This window comes from Belliella aquatica (assembly GCF_014637795.1).
GTDB classification, from domain to species: domain Bacteria; phylum Bacteroidota; class Bacteroidia; order Cytophagales; family Cyclobacteriaceae; genus Belliella; species Belliella aquatica.
Window position 1 is genome coordinate 52,489 of sequence record NZ_BMFD01000013.1, and the last position, 18,450, is coordinate 70,938.

General features: G+C 34.5%; 13 protein-coding genes. 3 read left to right on the plus strand and 10 right to left on the minus strand.

Annotated features, from left to right (window positions below; genetic code table 11):
- The 3 genes from IEV57_RS15205 to IEV57_RS15215 all read left to right on the plus strand — a co-directional run.
- Positions 1–337, plus strand: a 337-nt coding sequence (locus IEV57_RS15205) for a T9SS type B sorting domain-containing protein (protein WP_188443903.1), incomplete at its 5' end; no start/stop codon positions are given.
- A 104-nt stretch (positions 338–441) separates the two neighbouring features.
- Positions 442–1,389, plus strand: a complete 948-nt coding sequence (locus IEV57_RS15210) for a PorP/SprF family type IX secretion system membrane protein (RefSeq protein ID WP_188443904.1) — start codon at positions 442–444, stop codon at positions 1,387–1,389.
- Positions 1,390–1,502: 113 nt separating this feature from the next.
- Positions 1,503–1,871: a helix-turn-helix domain-containing protein gene (locus IEV57_RS15215; protein WP_188443905.1), complete on the plus strand. Its 369-nt coding sequence runs from the start codon at positions 1,503–1,505 to the stop codon at positions 1,869–1,871.
- Here IEV57_RS15215 and IEV57_RS15220 read toward each other — a convergent pair.
- The 10 genes from IEV57_RS15220 to IEV57_RS15265 form a co-directional block, all read right to left on the minus strand.
- Positions 1,848–2,252, minus strand: a complete 405-nt coding sequence (locus tag IEV57_RS15220; protein ID WP_188443906.1) for a response regulator — start codon at positions 2,250–2,252, stop codon at positions 1,848–1,850. The genes IEV57_RS15215 and IEV57_RS15220 overlap by 24 nt on opposite strands.
- Positions 2,249–3,262 carry a PAS domain S-box protein gene (locus IEV57_RS15225; RefSeq protein WP_188443907.1) on the minus strand — a complete coding sequence of 338 codons (1,014 nt, stop codon included), beginning with the start codon at positions 3,260–3,262 and terminating at the stop codon, positions 2,249–2,251. Before IEV57_RS15225 ends, IEV57_RS15220 begins: the two co-directional genes overlap by 4 nt.
- 6 nt (positions 3,263–3,268) lie before the next feature.
- Entirely contained in the window at positions 3,269–3,700 is a 432-nt protein-coding gene (locus IEV57_RS15230) for a response regulator (protein WP_188443908.1), read from the minus strand.
- A gap of 85 nt (positions 3,701–3,785) precedes the next feature.
- The gene (locus tag IEV57_RS15235) at positions 3,786–4,220 is read right to left on the minus strand and encodes a response regulator (protein ID WP_188443909.1); all 435 of its coding nucleotides are present in this window, start codon (positions 4,218–4,220) and stop codon (positions 3,786–3,788) included.
- A 226-nt stretch (positions 4,221–4,446) separates the two neighbouring features.
- Entirely contained in the window at positions 4,447–4,836 is a 390-nt protein-coding gene (locus tag IEV57_RS15240) for a response regulator (protein WP_188443910.1), read from the minus strand.
- 3 nt (positions 4,837–4,839) lie between these two features.
- Positions 4,840–7,452 carry a ligand-binding sensor domain-containing protein gene (locus IEV57_RS15245; protein ID WP_229744533.1) on the minus strand — a complete coding sequence of 871 codons (2,613 nt, stop codon included), beginning with the start codon at positions 7,450–7,452 and terminating at the stop codon, positions 4,840–4,842.
- A gap of 190 nt (positions 7,453–7,642) precedes the next feature.
- Positions 7,643–10,090 carry a PAS domain S-box protein gene (locus IEV57_RS15250; protein WP_188443912.1) on the minus strand — a complete coding sequence of 816 codons (2,448 nt, stop codon included), beginning with the start codon at positions 10,088–10,090 and terminating at the stop codon, positions 7,643–7,645.
- A gap of 370 nt (positions 10,091–10,460) precedes the next feature.
- Positions 10,461–13,541, minus strand: coding sequence for a PAS domain S-box protein (locus IEV57_RS15255; RefSeq protein WP_188443913.1), 3,081 nt, complete (start codon positions 13,539–13,541; stop codon positions 10,461–10,463).
- On the minus strand, positions 13,538–14,884 hold the full coding sequence (locus tag IEV57_RS15260) for a sensor histidine kinase (RefSeq protein ID WP_188443914.1): 1,347 nt from the start codon (positions 14,882–14,884) through the stop codon (positions 13,538–13,540). Before IEV57_RS15260 ends, IEV57_RS15255 begins: the two co-directional genes overlap by 4 nt.
- Complete coding sequence (locus IEV57_RS15265; protein WP_188443915.1) at positions 14,859–18,380, minus strand: PAS domain S-box protein; 3,522 nt, start codon at positions 18,378–18,380, stop codon at positions 14,859–14,861. The genes IEV57_RS15260 and IEV57_RS15265 overlap by 26 nt, the downstream gene beginning before the upstream one ends.
- Positions 18,381–18,450 lie beyond the last annotated feature (70 nt).

Sequence of the window (18,450 nt, forward strand, 5' to 3'; positions counted from 1 at the left end):
CGTCCAGGACCGAGACGGAAATATTCTTGAAAAGGAATTTACCATCATCAGAAATAGGACATCGGTTAGCAATATTGAAATCTTCAATTCCTTCACTCCTGATGGAGACAATGTAAATGATACTTGGGGAATAAAAGAATTGAGATTCTATAAAGGAGTAAGGATTCAGATCTTCGAAAGAAGTGGAAAGCGCCTATTCTATACTGAGAATCCTGATGTCAGATGGGATGGTACTTTCAATTCAACTGATATGCCAACTGGAACTTACTACTGGACAGTAGAAGTAGGAGAAACAGGAGAAGTGAGAAAAGGGATATTGAATTTAATAAGGAAATAAGAACGATGTACAATGTACAAAGTACCAAGAATTACCACTGAATGAGTTTAGAACTCTGACTTGGTACTTGGGACTTTGTACTTAGTACAATAAAAAAATATATCATGAAAAAAACACTCATCATATTTATAGGAATAGTCTTAGTAACTACAACAGATATTCTCGCTCAATCTAGAAAATATGTATCTCAATTCAGTCATATGCAGAGTTACTTCAATCCTGCATTGACGGGGTATGAAGGTTCGAACTTCCGTGGGCTTGTTCGCAATCAGTGGGCAGGCTTTGAAGGGGCGCCCATGACTTATGTGGGTTCGCTCGAGTTTGATATTGCAGATTTTGCGAAGGGCTCAGATGCCAACAAAAATGCATTGGGGATTAATGTTCTACATGATGAATATGGAGCATTTTTAGAGACAGAATTGATCGCTTCTTATGCCTCAAGGATTCAGATTGCGGAGAAAACTTCTCTAAGATTGGGAATGGGCGTTAATTATAATCGAGTAAGATTGGATGGAAATAGTCTAACGACTGAGCAATCTAATGATCCAAAAATTGCACAATACTTGAATGGATTTGCCAATATGCAGGTAGTGGATTTTAACATTGGTTTGGCCTTGACCCATCCGAATTATTACATCTCTTATGCGATGCACAATGTGAATCAGGGAGCGATCAACTCGGGTGATGTTTTTATGGAGCGGAAGCCAAGAGTTGGAATCGTACAAGCGGGTTATAGAAATGCGATCAATGAAAATTTGGCGATAGCGACCAACTTCATGTACAGAAGTCAGGAAGATTTGCCAGACAATGTTGAGTTGAACTTCAAAGTATTGATGATGGACAAGATCTGGCTAGGAGCGGGGCATCGAATCGATTATGCGAACAATTTTCAGTTGGGCATCTTACTTCCGATGATGCGGATTGGCTATGTTTACGAATTACCGATGAACAAGTCCTACTTGCTTCCAAACACTACACATGAATTCCTGGCGGTGATTCCTCTTTTCAAGAAGAATATCAGAGAAGATAAGAAGGAAGTTTTGATTTGGTAGTGTTAAATGATTAATCTGGAAGGTTTATATTCATTTTATGAGTATGAAACTGAGTTGGCTGAAAATCATCAAGTTTAAAAAAATAATAGGTTAGGGCTAATAAATAATAGGATATGATTTCTGATACTGACAATATTCTTGGGCAAAAAATGCTTCAGCTTTTAGAAGAGAATGAAAATTATAAAAATGAAAATTTGGATTTATATAGTTTTTCAAAATTGCTCGGGGTGAGTCCCCGAGCAATATCTAATTTAGTGAGTGAATGTTTCAAAATTGGGTTTCGTGAATTTTTAAATCAATTTAGAGTCAAAAAAGCCGTTGAATTGATTCATTTAAAAAAGAATACTTTAAAAGTTAATGAATATGCTGGCTTGGTAGGGTACAAATCCAGAATAACATTTTTCAATGCATTTAAAAATCAATTAGGAATGAGTCCCGAACAGTTTATAAAAAAGGTATCAATCAGCAAACAAGAAATCTAATTTTTCCAAGGTCTTAATTTCTTCCATATTATTCATGCTTACTGGTTTTTCTATGTAGCCTGCAACTATATCATATTTCTCTGCTCTTAATCTATCAGATTTATTGATTGAAGAGGTGATGATGACTACATAGACATGTTCGCAAAAATTGGATTTGATCAGTAAATCCAAGAAGTCCCAACCATCTAAGTCAGGCATATTGATGTCCAAAAGCACAATTTGTGGCGTAGTATTTTGCTTAAGTGAACTCAAATACTCTAAGGCATCCTGTCCATTTAAAAAGGCTTTTGGATCACCATGTAAATTACTTTTGACTATAAGATGACGGACAAGCTTGATAATGATGTCTTCGTCGTCGACTATTAAAATATCGTATTTCATCGAATTTGATCTATGTTGATTTGTTCTGTTTTGTTTGTAATATCTCGTATGATATTGTCAAGTTCTACTGTAGAATTTAGAATATGCTGAAGCAATTCCTTTTTGTCAACCTCTTGATCATCCTCTTCAGTCATATTAATCAAATTAACAAGCCCCATAAGCCTAGCAAGCGGTGCTCTTACCACGTGTGATTGAATCCAAGCGATTTCCTTAAGTTTTTCATTCTGTTTTTCTATCGCTTCGATATATTGAAATTTCAAGGTGACGTCATTTGCCAAAACAAGTAAAGCTTTACGCTCCTCAAAATCGATTTCATTGTAGCTGATTTCGACATCAATTAGCTCTCCATCTTTTTTAAGATGCTTGAATACCCCTGGAGTTTTCATTCCAGGATCTTCATCATTGAGGATAATTGATTTCGCTCTTTCAATTTCATCTGAAGGTCTAATGTCAAATACCGTCATTGTAAGAAATTCTTCTTTTGTGTAACCGTAATGTGAAATTGCAGCTTGATTTACATCTAAAAATTTAAATGAAGACTTATCAAACACATACATAGGTAGTGGACTCAAGTGGAAAAGCTCTCTATAGCGCTTTTCAGAATATTCAAGTTGATTGAATACTTTCTTTCGTTCTATAGAATAAACGATACTTTTTTGAAGAATATCTGGATTTAGTTCATCTTTCAACAGGTAATCTGCTGTTCCTAGACCGATTGATTTGATTGCAAAATTTCTATCTGAATAACCTGTCAGAACGATCACAGGAATATTTTCTGCAAATCTGAGAATCTCATTGACTAAATCTTCACCGCTTTTATCTGGCAAACTTAAATCCAACAAAATCACATCATAAGAACCGGGATCTTTGGTTAATGATTGTTTGCAAGTTGAAACATGTTCTAAATCGAGTTGATTGAATTGTTCTTCTAAATATTCAGATATCAGGAGAAAATCACCCATGTTATCCTCAATAATTAGAATTCGTTTTATAGTATCAATTTCAGTCATAGAGCCCTAAGTCGTAGATGGTAGTTTTACAATAGAAAACCAAAATTCCTCAATTTGAGAAATCACTGTAAGAAAATCAAGACCGCCAACTGGTTTGGTGATATAGCAGTTGGCATGCTCACGGTATGCTTCAACAACGTCCCTTGGTGTGGATGAAGTTGTGAGCATGATTACTGGAATTTGTTTGAGTGCAGCATTGTTTTTAATGAATTTGAGTACTTCATGACCATTCTTTTTGGGCAGATTAATATCCAAAAGTATGATGTCGGGTGTAATAGCATTTATATATTCTCCAGCCTTTGTCAAGAGTAAAATGGCTTCCTGACCATCTTTTGCGATTTGTAATTCGTTAAGGATTCTTCCTTCTTCAAGCGCCTCAGAAATCAATAATATGTCTCCATCATTATCCTCAACTAATAGGATTTGAATTTTCCTCATCTTTTAATCTTTCAAATAGAATCTTAAACTTTTGATTTAATCTTTGAAAACATAATTACGTAATTTCATGATCAAAAACCAAAGCTTATTCTTTGCTCGTTGGAAGTTTTACAATATTTATCCAAAAATTCTCGATACTTATCACCGCATTAATAAAATCTTCTACATCAATTGGCTTTGTAATAAAACAATTGACATGATTCTTATAAGACTCGTTGATATCTCGAGGTGAAGAGGATGTGGTGAGCATGATTACGGGAATATGCTTATGCTTTTCACTATTTTTTAAATATTTCAAAACTTCATGCCCATTGAGCTTTGGTAAATTCACATCTAAAATGATTAAATCGGGATAGAGTTCATTCTTGAAGTTTTCCAGTTTCTCCACATATTGAATGGCTTTCTCGCCATCTTTTACGACGCTAATCGTGTTTTTCATTTTCGCTTCTTCTAGAGCTTCTAAGGTTAGAAGAATATCTCCTTCATTGTCTTCTACAAGGAGAATATGGACATTTTTCATAAAGTAAAATTTGCAGAAAAGTACTTGAAAATATTTGTTTTTAACATATGTTAAGATAGTAAAAAGTTCGTGTATGATAGGTGGTTCAATATGATTTTATTTTCGTCATTAAATATGCTTCATGCATTATTTGATCTAAAAATTTCAACTGAAATTGCCTCCATGACTATGCTAAATAACATTGCATGCCTCTTTACTCATGGGACATGTTGCGAGTCAATTGTATTTAAGAGGATTTCAGTTTTTCTAAAAAGGTGATACAGTTTTGATCTGTAAGTGGTTTTTCCCAAAACGCCTCAATCTGCGCATAATTTTGCGATTTCAATTTATCATGTTGACTCAATGAGGAAGTCACGATGACTACTTTGTATTTAATGTCTAAGTTTAATTCATTCAGTTTTTCTAAAAATTCCCAACCTGACATTTTTGGCATATTTAGATCTAGGAAAACCAAAAAATCAACCTTTTTTTCTTGGTTTAATTTAAGGAATTCTAATGCTGACAATGGATTATTGAAACAATAGGGATGGGACGAAAGTCCGCTCTCCATGACCATCATTTCATGATAGTATAAAACGCCCGGGTCATCATCAATAATAAGAGTTTCGAAATTCATAGGCTATAAATTTTCAATTTTTTCTGCTTTGAGATGTATTTCTCTGATGATGTCGTCCAACTCTAATAATCCATCTTCCAACTCTAGAATTAATTCAGCTTTTGATTTGTGATTATACTTGTAATTTTCATGATTTTTCAGAAGGTGCGCCAATCCCATTACTCTTGTCAAAGGAGCTCTAACGACATGAGATTGCAACCAGGTGATTTCTTTTAGTTTAGTATTCTGATTTTCAATGTTTCGCAGTGCAATTTCGAGGGCTTGACTAGACTTTTCTAAATCAGCGGTCCTTATTTTAACTTTTTCCTCTAGATTTTTACTTGCTCTAAGCTTTTTGAAGTAAATAATACTTAAGGCTCCTAATATGAATACAAGAATAAATATAAGTAATTGAAAATAGATGGTATCATGAAAGAAACCTTGTACTTTAAAAGTGATTTCGGCTGGTTCAGACCATTTACCTGACTTATAAGCTAATATTTCTACAGTATAAATTCCAGGCTCTATTGAAGTTAGGCTAATTTCCTTTCGATTTCCTAAGGCGATTAAAGATGCTGATTGATTCTTGAATCTGTAATAGTATTGGGTATTTTCTGTATCATCAAAATCAATGGAAGTGAAGTCTATATCAAACTTGAATGTACCTGCGGGAATTTCGATTTTTGATTGATGATCAAAAAATGTATCACCTATCCAAATACCTTCTATTAGAATATTTGGTGCTTCACTTCTTTGAGAAACTAGGTCAAGATCGACTACTACAATGCCTTTGATTGAAGGAAACCAAAGGTTTCCATTGGCTAGTTTGACGGCCGAGGGAAAGCAATTGCCATTAGTCTCACTATTGGCCATGCCGTGTGATCGGTTGAACGACTTTGATCGAATAAAATTTGAACTGGTATTTTCTTTAAAACTCAGTAAATCATCTATTGGAAGACTCAGCAAACCGGAATTTGTACTTAGCCAAACATGGCCAAGGCCATCATCTTGAATAGCATATATGGCTTGAGAACTGATTCCATTATGAGATTTGACTTCAATGAATTTCTGATGATCAAAGTAGATTAACCCAGATTCAGTTGCTAACCATAAGTCACCTTGAGGATCTTCATATATGCTAAAAATGACTTTAGATTTGATGTCTTTTGTAAGCTGAAATTCGCTGACTTGAGTATAATTTTCTATACTTAGCATACCTGTAGCAAATGAACCAAGCCAAATCCGTTTTCTGGAGTCTTCAAGAATAGTAACTAAATCTGTATGGGAAAACTTCTCGGGGATTTCAATTAAATTGATTTCTTCTTCTTCATTCAGAATATGAACTCCACCATTCTCGGTTATTATCCATATTTGATTATTTAAATCTCTATAAACTGCTGTAGCAATTCGGCCTTTAAGTTTTTTATTGATTTCTATTTCTGGATCAATTTTTCTTGTTGTCAAATCAAAACTGTTGATTCCTCCATAAGTGCCAATGTAAATTTTATTGCCTCTGCCATATATTGATGCAATGGTATTGTCGGTTAGTCCATTTTGTGCATTGTATAAGACGGTATCCTTTTCATTCATGTGATAAAAACCTTTGCCGAAGGTACCCGCAAATGCATCTCCATTACTATGCTGATAGATAGGGAAAATGGAAGCGGTAATTGGATTATTTTTCACTTCTAGCATCTTTAAGGAGGCTGGTTTTAAATGAATCATTCCAAGACCATTTGTTCCTAACCAAACATGGTCACCATCTATGAAGATAATTCTGATTAAGTTTTCATCAATCCCTTCAATATCTATTTTGGTAAATTTATTTTTCTCTGAAACAAAAAGCCCTTTTTCTTCAATTCCTGCCCACAAAACATTATTTTCATTTAGAGCGATGTTGTTGACAAAAGAATTTTTATGCTCCTCGTTCAGGTTGTGTGCTTTCAGCTTATTCTCTGAAAAATGATGAATACCATGATTTTTTGTTCCAAACAAATAGTCATTTCCATCAGGGAGAATGGTTATAATGTCAAAAGTTTCAGTTTCAGGAGTAATGCTGATTTTTAAGCTTCTCAAATCGATTTGATACAAGCCTTGATTGGTGCCTACAAGTAACTTATCACCAGCGACATCAATCACTTGGATTTTTCTACCTCTAGCAGTTGTCCATGGTTTAAAAGCCTTTATTTCATCATCTTCTAAATAGTATAGCAAATCACCTAAAGTACCTATCCACAATCTTCCAAAATTGTCTTTAGAAATTGAGCTAATTACATTGTCATCAATGATTTCTCTTGCATCTATGACTTTCTTGATTCTTTTATTGAAAAGGACTAAGCTATTGTCGCTTGCTGCCCATACACCTTCATTATCAACTTTATGGACATCATAGTAGATGTTAGAAATGATTTCTGAATTATTCTCTTTGTTGAATTCCGTGAAGGTGGAGCCGTCATATCTGACCATTCCTTCCTCTGTAGCTATCCAAAGGAATCCAAAATCATCTTTTTCAATATCAAAAACAGTGTTTTGGGGTAGCCCATTTTCATTGTTATAAAAAACAGTAAGGTAAGGCTTTTTCAGCACCTCAACAGTACTATGTTGAGGTAATGCAAGCCCTGAAAGATGTATGGACATGATAATTCCCGTCAAGAAAATTATCTTGTGATATAAACAAAGTTTCATACTGGATTTGATTAGAAGCGTTTTTACGGTGATTTTGCTGTTCTAATCTGGTCTAATGTATGGATATTAAAAAAAATAAAAAAGCGAAACGATATAATTATTTTGAGATAAATAAGGTAATTTTTTTTGAATGAACTATTTTTCAATTCAAATATTGTTTTTTGATGGTGAAGAAAAATTTACTTCCTACACCTTCTTCAGATTTTACCCAAATTTCGCCTCCATGTTGCTTCACGATCTTATTGCAGGTAGCTAGTCCCATTCCTGTACCTGCAAATTCTTCCTTGGTATGAAGTCTATGAAACATTTGAAATATTTCTTCATAATGTTGAGGTGCGATTCCAATTCCATTGTCCTCAACACAAAATTCCCAATTACTAATATTTTCCTTCCCGCTTACTTTGATCAATGTGTTACTTCCTGGTTTTTGATACTTTACAGCATTACCGATAAGATTCTGGAAGAGAGTTTTGATAGGAGTGGTCTTACCAACAATATCTGGCAACTTTTCGATTTCAATTTTTCTATTCTGAATTTCCAGATCCGTATTGAAAAGTGGGAGAATTTCATTTATTAATTCATTGGTCTTGATAAGTTCAATTGGTGCGTCCTCACTTCCTATTTTAGCATAATTCAATAAGTCATTGATTAAATTGGTCATTCGCTTTGCCGCATCCACCGAAAAATGAATGTAAGTGTCAGCTTTATCATCAAACTTGCCTTTATAATTTTGCTCTAGTAAGCTCAAGAAACTACTGATCATTCTAAGAGGTTCTTTCAAATCATGCGAAGCTACACTTGCAAAACGCTCTAGCTCTTCATTCTTTTGAAGCAAGGCTTTTCTAGAGTCTACAATTTCCTGAATTGGCCTTCCTTCTGGGATGATAGCAATTACCTCTCCTGATGCATCGAATAGAGGTTTGAGGTTAAATAGGATGGTGGTAGGTCCCATTCCGCCCAAAACTTCCACTTCGTATTGGATGAATTCACCTTTTGCAGCGCTTTCAATATTTGCTTTTAGCGTTTCCTGAGTTTCTTTAGATATGGTCCACCAATAACAATCCCAAAACTTCTTTCCAATAAGATCATCAGCATGCAGTCCAGCAAAGTTAACAGCTGTTTGATTTGCTTCTAAAAGTGTCCCCTCTGGACTTAGGAAACCTATAAATTGAAAAGTGGAATCAAATATCCCCTTAAATTTAACAGCTATGTCTTCTGCATTTTTTGTTGCCAACTTTAAATTTGTAATGTCAGTCATGGCAATGACGGCACCAAGAAGGTTGTTGTTTTGATCTAAGATTTGATTGCCTGTACAATTGACAAAAATTTTATTCCCAGAAGCATGCTGTATGATAAGTTCACTATTTGAAATTTGCCCATCTTTAAGTGCCATAAAGAGTGGGATTTCATCAAGTTGAAGTGGAGTTATACCATCTGTTTTTAATAAGTCATAATAAGAAGTCCAATTTTTCGATTCTAGTGGATTGAATGGGATGCCATGCATATCGGTAGCAGCTTGATTGAAGAGAGTCAATCGCCCCGTGTGATCGCACACTACAATCCCGACATCTACAGAATTCAAAACTGTATCCAAGAAGGCTTTACTCTTACTGAGTTCATGTTGAGCTTCTTTTAAATTTGTGATATCGGTGTGCGTGCCAAACATCATTAATGGCTTACCATCTTCCGTCCAAGTCATCACTTTTCCTCGATCCAATACCCATATCCAATGACCGTCTTTATGCTGCATCCTGCATTCACAGGTATAATATTCAGACTGTTTCTCGAAACATTCGGTGAGTTTTTGCTCAGAGATGAATAAATCATCAGGATGTGTGAAGTTCATCCAAGTGTTGATGCTTATAGGACTTAGCTCTTCAAGAGTATAGCCAATCAATTCAGCCCATTTTTGATTAAAGATAGTTTCGCCTGTTTGGACATTCCACTCCCAAGTCCCAGCATTGGTACCATCTATGATGTTTTGAATTCTTTGGCTTTGCTCTTCGATTTTTTGGAAGGCATCCTTTCTGGGCGTGATGTTTTCTATTTGTGCTATGAAGTGCTTAAAACTTCCGTCAGGATTTTTTACTTTGGAACCGCTTAGATTGATCCAGATTATATCTCCTTTTTTAGTGAAATAGCGCTTTTCAATTTGATAAGTTTCTATTGCATCATTGACGAGTTTGGACACGTATCCAAGATCTCTTTCTAGGTCATCTGGATGGGTTATTTCTTGAAATGTCAATTTGGTGAATTCCTCAGAGGAATAACCTAAGAGGTCACAAAGACTCTTGTTTACTTTGATAAATCTTCCTTCCAAAGAGACCAAGCCCATTCCTATTGAAGCGTATTCAAAAGCGGTAGCAAATTCATCAGAGCTAGAAGAACTTTCTGTTGATAAATTTGAGTAAGTATTGAATTTCTTTAACCTTAATGCGATATAAAAAATGAAAACAGAGAGCAAAACAATTGCAATGGATAATAACTTGAAAGGATGATCCAAATAGCTAAACAAAAAAGCTGCTAATGCTACTATAGCAACAGACAGTCCTATCAGCGTAGGAATTAGTTTTTGGGTGGAGTTGAGCATGATTTGAAGAATTGGGGTGATTCTATGTATGTAAATTTATATTAAAAAATTCAATTTGATTGCCCTTTTAATCACTATTTTACTCCATAAGCGTAATTATTTTTCTTGTTGTATCTGCTTTCTTATCAATTGTAACCTAGAATGTGATAGTTTCATTTTTGTTAGTCGATTACACTATGTTCATAGGATTTTAGATTGGTAGTTCCTTAAAATAATCTCAATACTTTAGTTGACATTCAATGGACATTTAGCCGTCGACTTTTGACAATTTGATCTTGCCTGATTTTAGTACACACATTAGTATCAAGTGGCAAGTTTTGACTCTTCGTATCATGGTATTTTTGTTATTGGATACTCTTGATTTGAAGTTTTAGACTTTTGTTTTTAGAGTAAATATAAAGTGACTTCCTTTGCCTTCTTCCGATTTGATTCTGATTGTGCCACCGTATTTTTCAACAATTTTCTTACATATGGAGAGTCCAATTCCCGTTCCTGAATATTCATCTTTGCGGTGAAGTCGCTGGAATATTTCAAAAACTTTATTTTGATATTCTTCAGCTATTCCTATTCCGTTGTCCGAAACAGTAAATTCCCATGAATCTTTGAGTGCTTTGCAGGAAATATGAACCTTTGGCCTTGCGGATTCTTTTTGATATTTAAGACCATTGGAAATGAAGTTTTGAAAAAGTTGAAAAATTGGACCTTTTTCACCCTTGATTTCAGGTAAATTGTCCCATGTCAAAAGAGCCTGTTTTTCATCCAAAACCGTGTGATTGATCCTACTGATTTCCTTCATCAGTTCATTTAGATTTATACTTTCTTCCTGATATTCAATCCTGCCAATCCTTGAGAACTCCAACAAATCAAGAATAATTTGTCTCATTCGAACAGCACCGTCTGAAGCAAAATTGAGATATTGTAGGCCTTTTTTATCAAGTACATTTGCATATTTTTTTTCCAGTTGCTGCAAAAAGCTGGTAACCATTCTAAGAGGTTCTTGTAAGTCATGTGATGCCACAAATGCAAATTGCTCCAATTCCGCATTGGACTCTTCCAATTCATGGGCTTTTTGTTCGAGCGTTAGGTTAAGCTCCAACATCTGTAATTCGGCTGCTTTGCGGTCATTGACATTTCTAAAATAAACAGTCACACCATCTTCAGAAGGGAAAGCACTCAAATCCAACCAAAGTTTTAATGGAGGAAAGTACTCTTCAAACCTAATTGGCTTTTGATCCTTCACCGCTTGATCAAGACAGGAGAAAAACTTGAGTTCTTTAGCCTCAGGAAATACTTCCCAAATATTCTTTCCTAAAATGAACGATCGTTCTTTGAATAGCATGTTTTCTGCTTCCGTATTCCAATAAGTTACAATCCAATTTTGATCTAGTGCACAGAATCCATCCTGAATACTTTCCAGTGTTTCTGAAACTTTCTTATTTGATAATTTGAGCTCTTCCTCTTGTATTTTCTTTTCTGTGATGTCTTTTGCAATTGCGAAAATCAGTCCTTCTTCAAGAAGTGGCGTAGATGTCCAAGCGAGCCAGATATAATTTCCATATTTGGTTTTATAGCGACTTTCATAATAAGTGATGTTATTTCCATCACCTAACTTTTCTACCGTAGCCTGTGTACTTCCTTTATCCTCCGGATGGGTAAAATCATTGTAACTAGTGTTTAAAATTTCTTCTTCGCTATATCCTAAAACTTTCACAAAAGACTGGTTGACTTTTTTGAAATAGCCATCAAAACCAGCAATACACAGTAAATCCGGTGATAATTCAAAAAACAAGTTCAATTCATATTCTGCTTTCTTCCTTCGGATCATGGATCCCAATTGAACAAGGAAGTCTATGTCTAAGGTCGGAATATCATGCAAGTCGACTTTTTTATCAATACTACTCAGAATAATGCCTGCTACTACTTGCCCTTCAAATTTCACAGGATAGCATATAGCTGATCTAAAATTGTGTTTAATTAAGAATTCACTTCTTACGATACTTTTATGATCTTTTAATTCCTCAATATAAAGAAATTCATCTTGCCGGGTAATCTCAGCCATTAATCCAACTTTGCCATTAAATTCACGAATTTCGCGATTCGGGACTACATGTTGAGGACCATGAAAAGCCTCCAAAATCATGTTTTTATTGTCTAAACTCAGCATCCATAGCTCGGCGTAGTCTAACCGAGAATATTCTAAGAATAATTTTAATGATTTACTTGCAATATTATTTAAGTCTAAGTCCTCGGTGAATATTGAATTGATGGCTAATCTTAAATTATTCTTCTCTTCAACCTTCATTTTCTCTGTACCATCTTTAGCGATGCAGTAAATCATTTGATCTCGAGAATCAAATTTGGCTGACCAGACAAGCGGTACAATAGATCCATTTTTTCTCACATACCTATTTTCGAAATTGGTCATATTCAGGCCATTCGCAATTTCTTCGGCAGCTTGTTGAGTCTTAGGTTTATCTTCTTCATATACAAAATCCATGAATTTGCGCCCAATCATTTCCTCAGGCTCATAACCCCAGATATTGACTGAAGCAGAACTCATATCTCTGAAATATCCATGCTGATCTATGGTACAAATCACGTCCAAAGATCTGTCAAGTATGTTTTTTAGCTTTGATCTGTTTTTATCTCTTTCTAGCTCTGCTTTTTTCCTATCATTGATGTTCGTCATAATTCCCCGAAGAAGTGTTGGTACACCTTTTTCTTTAATGACCGTAACGACATCACTTATCCAGATAATCTCACCGTTTTTTGCAATAAACCGATATTCAAAATTATGATTAAGCCCTTTTTCAACTTGATCTGAACAGTAACTGACAGTAAAGTCTTTGTCATCGTGATAGATCCTGGACTCCCAAAAACCAAGCGCTTTCCATTCTTCTGGATCAAAACCTAATATGTCTTTTGACTGAGGGCTGACAAAAGTGAATTGAAGAGGATCTATTGTCGCTTCCCAAAAAATACCGTCGATGGTAAATATTAAGTTATCCCATTTTTGATTGGTGGATTTTAAATTTTGCTCAGCCAAAATCTTCGATGTGATATCCTCTGTGGTATGCAGTATATGAGAAACGTTCCCTTTTTGATCAAAAATTGGCGTAAACATAGGATCCCAGTAAATATCCACATATTCATCTGTTCCCCTTAATGGTATTTTATATTTCTGAATTGGCGCTTTATATGTTTCTTTTGAATCCAATACCCTCTGTAAGGCAGCTCTTAACTTTTGTGCATCTCCCTCTTCTTGATTTGCTTCTGATGGAAATGCTTCAAAAAGTCCTCGGCCAATTAGATCTTCTTTTTTGCTATTAGTAACTTTCAAGTACGCAGGATTTGCCGATACCAAAGTAAACTTTGGTTCGTCTACTAAAATCAGTAAAGACGGTAGAGGAGAGGCGTCGAATATTTTTTGATTGATATTGTGCTCTGTCATTGTGCGACTATTTTTACTTTGGGAATGGTGAAAAAGAAAGTACTGCCGATTTCTGGTGTAGACTTAACCCAGATTTCACCTCCGATTTTTTCAAGAATTTTTTTACAAATAGCGAGCCCCATACCAGTCCCTTGATATTTCGTTCTATCATGAAGTCTCTGAAAAATTACAAAAATCTTTTCAAAATATATAGTTTCTATTCCTATTCCGTTATCTTTTATTTCAAATTGATGAAAATTATTTAGGTCTTTGTATGAAATTTGAACAAGAAGAGGAACATCATCCCTTTTGTATTTCAATGCATTAGAAATGATATTATGAAATAGATGTTGTAGGGCAGTTTTTTGCGCGATGATTCGTGGTAAATCAGTAGTTGTAATCGTAGAATCGGAATTTTCTATCAGTTTTTGATTGTCCTGAATTATTTCATCAACCATCAGCTGAATATCGCACATCTCAGTGCTGCTCTCAAGCCTACTCATCCTCGAAAAATCTAATAGTTGTAGGATGATTTCACGCATTCTCTTGGCTCCATCTACTGCATAAAAAATGTATTGCTTTCCTTTTTGATCAAGAATCTCGTCATATTTTTTTTCCAAAAGTGCCAAAAAACTGGAAATCATACGAATTGGTTCTTGTAAATCATGAGAAACTACATAAGTAAAATGCTCCAAGTCTTCGTTTTTTTCTTTTGTTTTTTGCAAAGCAATTTTCAATTCGGCTTGAACTTGATCTTTTTTTAAAATTGTCTTTTCTAATCCTACAAACAGCTTAGGTATAAGAGCTGAGGAAATAAAACTGATAAATATCAAATTTGAAGTAACAGCAATCCATTCACTTACTGAATTAGGATTAATGGTAAGGTGAGGTGCTAGTTCAAAATTTATTAAAAATCCAAAAACTAGGATGATTATTAAGATAATACTACTCCAGAGGTAAGGGAACCTAATTGGAAAAATTAAAAGTGAAAAAATATTTGCAGCAAATAAATAGATTAAACCAGGTCCGCCAATTCCAATTTCATAGAGAAGAAAAATTCCTAAACTATACATACAAATTAAGAAAATCACTTTTTTAATTTGAATATTGATAGTACCAACAAAGCCAATTATCAAGATTAAAAAAAAGATGGTCAGGTCAAAAATGGCCAAACTATAATTTTGTATCAAGAAACTGAAATATACACCCGGAGCAAGCGCAATCAAACACAAAGGAAGTAAGTAGATGATTGTCTCAGCGAAGAGTTTATCGCTCCAATAGGCAATTCCAAAAGACTCAAGATCGCCTTGAGGAAGGCAATTTTTTCTAATAATATTTTTATACGCTTGTAAAAGTTTCATCATTTTCTTTTGAAATTTTAAAGTAAAAAACACTTCCTTTTCCTAGTTCAGATTCAACCCAAATAGAACCACCGAGTTTATCAACAATTTTTTTACAGATAGCTAAACCTATTCCTGTTCCAGATATCTGATCGTTGTGATGCAGTCTGTTGAACATAATGAAGATTTTATCAAAATAATCCTCTTCTATACCAATTCCATTATCAGCAATAGCGAATTGGTGGTACTTCATACCTTCAATATAAGAAATTTCAATGATTGGACTTTGTCCTTCTTGCTTGTATTTTATCGAATTTGAAATGATATTTTGAAAAAGTTGTTTGATTAAAAGTTTTTGAGAGTGAATTGTAGGCATTTTACCGATGATGATTTTTGCATTTGATTCTTCAAGACTTTTGCGTAAAAGACCTTCCGTTTTCACAATCACATCTTTGATGTTTACTAATTCTAACTTTTCTCCATCTTTGCCAACACGTGAATATTCTAGCAGATCGAGGATTGTTTGACGCATCTGCTGCGCACCACTTGATGCGAACTGGATGTAATTTTTGGCTTTATCATCGAGTTGGTCTCCATATTTAATTTCCAGCCTACTCAGAAATGAGCTGATCATCCGAAGTGGTTCTTGCAAATCGTGTGAAGCTACGTAGGCAAATTGCTCCAATTCTGCGTTAGAAACTGCCAAATCTTGTGCTCTATTTTCTAGTTTCTTATTGAGTTTCTCCAGGGATTCTTTATTTTTTTTCAATAAAGTAATATCTGTGGCCGTAGCAATAATCCGACGATGATCAAGATCTGGAGTAGGAGTCCAAGCAAGCCAGACTATTTTTTTTGTTTTAGTGATAAATCGGATTTCAACCTGAGGACTCTTGTTTTCACTTACTAATTTCTTCAGAGATTTGTCCGCATATACCAAGTCATCAGGATGTACAAATGTCTTGTAGGGTATCTCTAACAATTCTTTTTCGGTATACCCTAGTATTTTGCTTGCAGCAGGATTTACTTTTTTGAAAAACCCATCAAATCCTGCTATAACAATAATATTAGGTGAAATTTTAAATATATAATCAAGTTCTTGTTCAACAAGCTTTCTCTTAATTTCTCCTCCCAAAAATGTCCCTATGTGGTCAAAATGAATTTTTAAATTTTGATCATTTGACATCAGGCTTGTTGATCCTAATATCAACACTCCAATGATCTCCTCATTAAAAAATAGAGGTAATCCAAAAAACGATTTTAAATCATTTTTATAAGCAGCTTCTTTTCTTAAAAATATGGGATCATCAGAGCTCCAATGCTGAAATTCTTTTGTTTCCCAGACAACACCGGGTAGGCCCTGTCCGATAGCAACTTTATTTAAAAGTTTGGAGTCCTCGTAGAATAAGTTTACTTCTTTATTTTTTACCTTTTTGCTGTATAAGAGTAATTTTTCAGTTCCGGACTCTTGAATCCATATCTCTGCAAGTGAAACTCGAGCGTAATTTATAAATTCCTTTAAAACCTTTTTTAGAGACTTTTGAATGGAATTTGTATTATTAAAGTGTTGGCTAATTTTAGATGTTAGCTCATTTTGGAGTGCATAGGATTTTTTATTGGTGATATCTCGCTGTACTGCTATCCAATGAGTGTAAGTCCCCGTTTCATCTGCGAGTGGACTTAGGGAAATATTATTCCAAAACTGTTCTCCATCTTTTTTGTAATTCAAAACCTCTACTTCGATCGGTTTCCAAGCATTGATAGCAAGTCTTATTTGGTTGAGTGTTTCGAGTTCTGTTTTTTCACCTTGAAGCATTCTTGGTGTATTACCTATAGCTTCCTCCTTGGAGTAACCTGTCATTCGGACAAAAGCATCATTTACATAGACGATTTTCGGTCCGGGGAAATTTGAGGGGTCAGCTTCTGTGATCACCACCATGTCGTTGGCGTTTTCAAGAACCGACTCCATCAATTTGAGCTTCAATTCCCGTTTTTTGATTTCTGTAATGTCTTTGCTGATTCCAACTAACCCAATGATTTCGTTTAGATGATTGTAAAATGGTACTTTGCTTGTGATATACCACTTTGATTCATTTTTCCTAGTCTTTAAATTTTCCTCAAAATTCAGAATTTCTTTTCCTGTTGCGAATATCTCCTTATCATCTTTTAAAAAATCAGTAGCTGTAATTTCGGAAAGTAGTTCTAATCCGGTTTTATTTAAGAGTTCTTCTTCAGATGTTGCCCCCAACAATTCCATATTGGCTTTGTTGGTAACCAAGTGTCTTGACTCCAAATCTTTCACAAAAATGGCATCAGGAATAATGTCAATTAAAGAGCGCAATAAATTTCTTTCATTGATCAACAACTCCTCTGATTTTAGCTTTTCGGTAATGTCTTTTGCAATTCCAAAGACTCCGATCACTTCATTATTTACTATAATTGGCAAATTTGTTACATTGATTACACGTTTATTTCCTTTTGTTGTCAGAAATCCTGATTGGTAATTTGAAGTTTCTCCTAAAGTGGCTTTTTGGAAATATTGGAAAACGCGATCTTGATCTTCTTCTGGAATAAGTGGCACAAAAGAAATAGAAAGGAGGTGTTCGATTGTAGTCTCAGCAAGTAAAGCAGATGCAGGATTTACCTGAATAAATTTTCCTTCTAAATCAAATGAATAGACAGCATCAGGATTTTCCCAAAATAACGAATGGTAGTTTTCCTCGCTTTTCTGAAGATGCTCTTGAAAATACTTGATTTGAGAGATATCCTGCAAAAATGAAATAAAATGAACTGGTTTTTTGTTCTTATCCCTTACCAATGTTGCATTGAGTAAAATCCATACAACTTCTCCATTTTTATTGATGTAGCGCTTTTCGATTTGATAGTCATCAATTTTACCAGAAATCAATTGATCTAACAAGTTCAGATCATTTTCTAAATCATCTGGGTGTGTAATGTCTTGAAAGGTTAGCTTTTCAAGCTCCTCTTTAGAAAATCCTGTAATAGCTTCTACCTGTTTATTGAACTTTAGCCAAGAGCCATCCATACCCAAAATTGCAATTCCTCCAGAAGATTTTTCAAAGACACTTCTATAAAGTTCTTGAGTGAAATTTAAAAGATCATTCGTGGTATTTTCTTTTTCAACCTTTTGGTTTTCTGAAACGCTGAAAGTCAAAAATATATGCGTTAGACTTTTTTTATCTTCGTCAAAAAGAGGTACAAGACTAATATCCCAATACTTCGCAACAGAATCAAAATGAAGCAAAAGCTGACTTATTTGCTGCGGTTGATTGGTTTGAATGATTTCTGTTATGCTTTGCTTAAAGTGAACCTTTGAATGAGCATTTGATTCTAACAACTTAAATAAATCACAATTAAGAACGTCTTGCTTTTTTAATTTAATCAAGTTTAAAAAAGAAAGGTTGACATCAATAATTTTAAAATTATGATGATTTGGATCCAGCACAAAAGCAGGGATAGGTAAATGGACAAACAAATCCTTGAGTTCGTGTGATCCCAGCATTTCTTATTTTTGATAAGGTGTAAGTCGTTAAAAATTAGGTTTAAACTGTTTACAATATAGTGTAAATGGT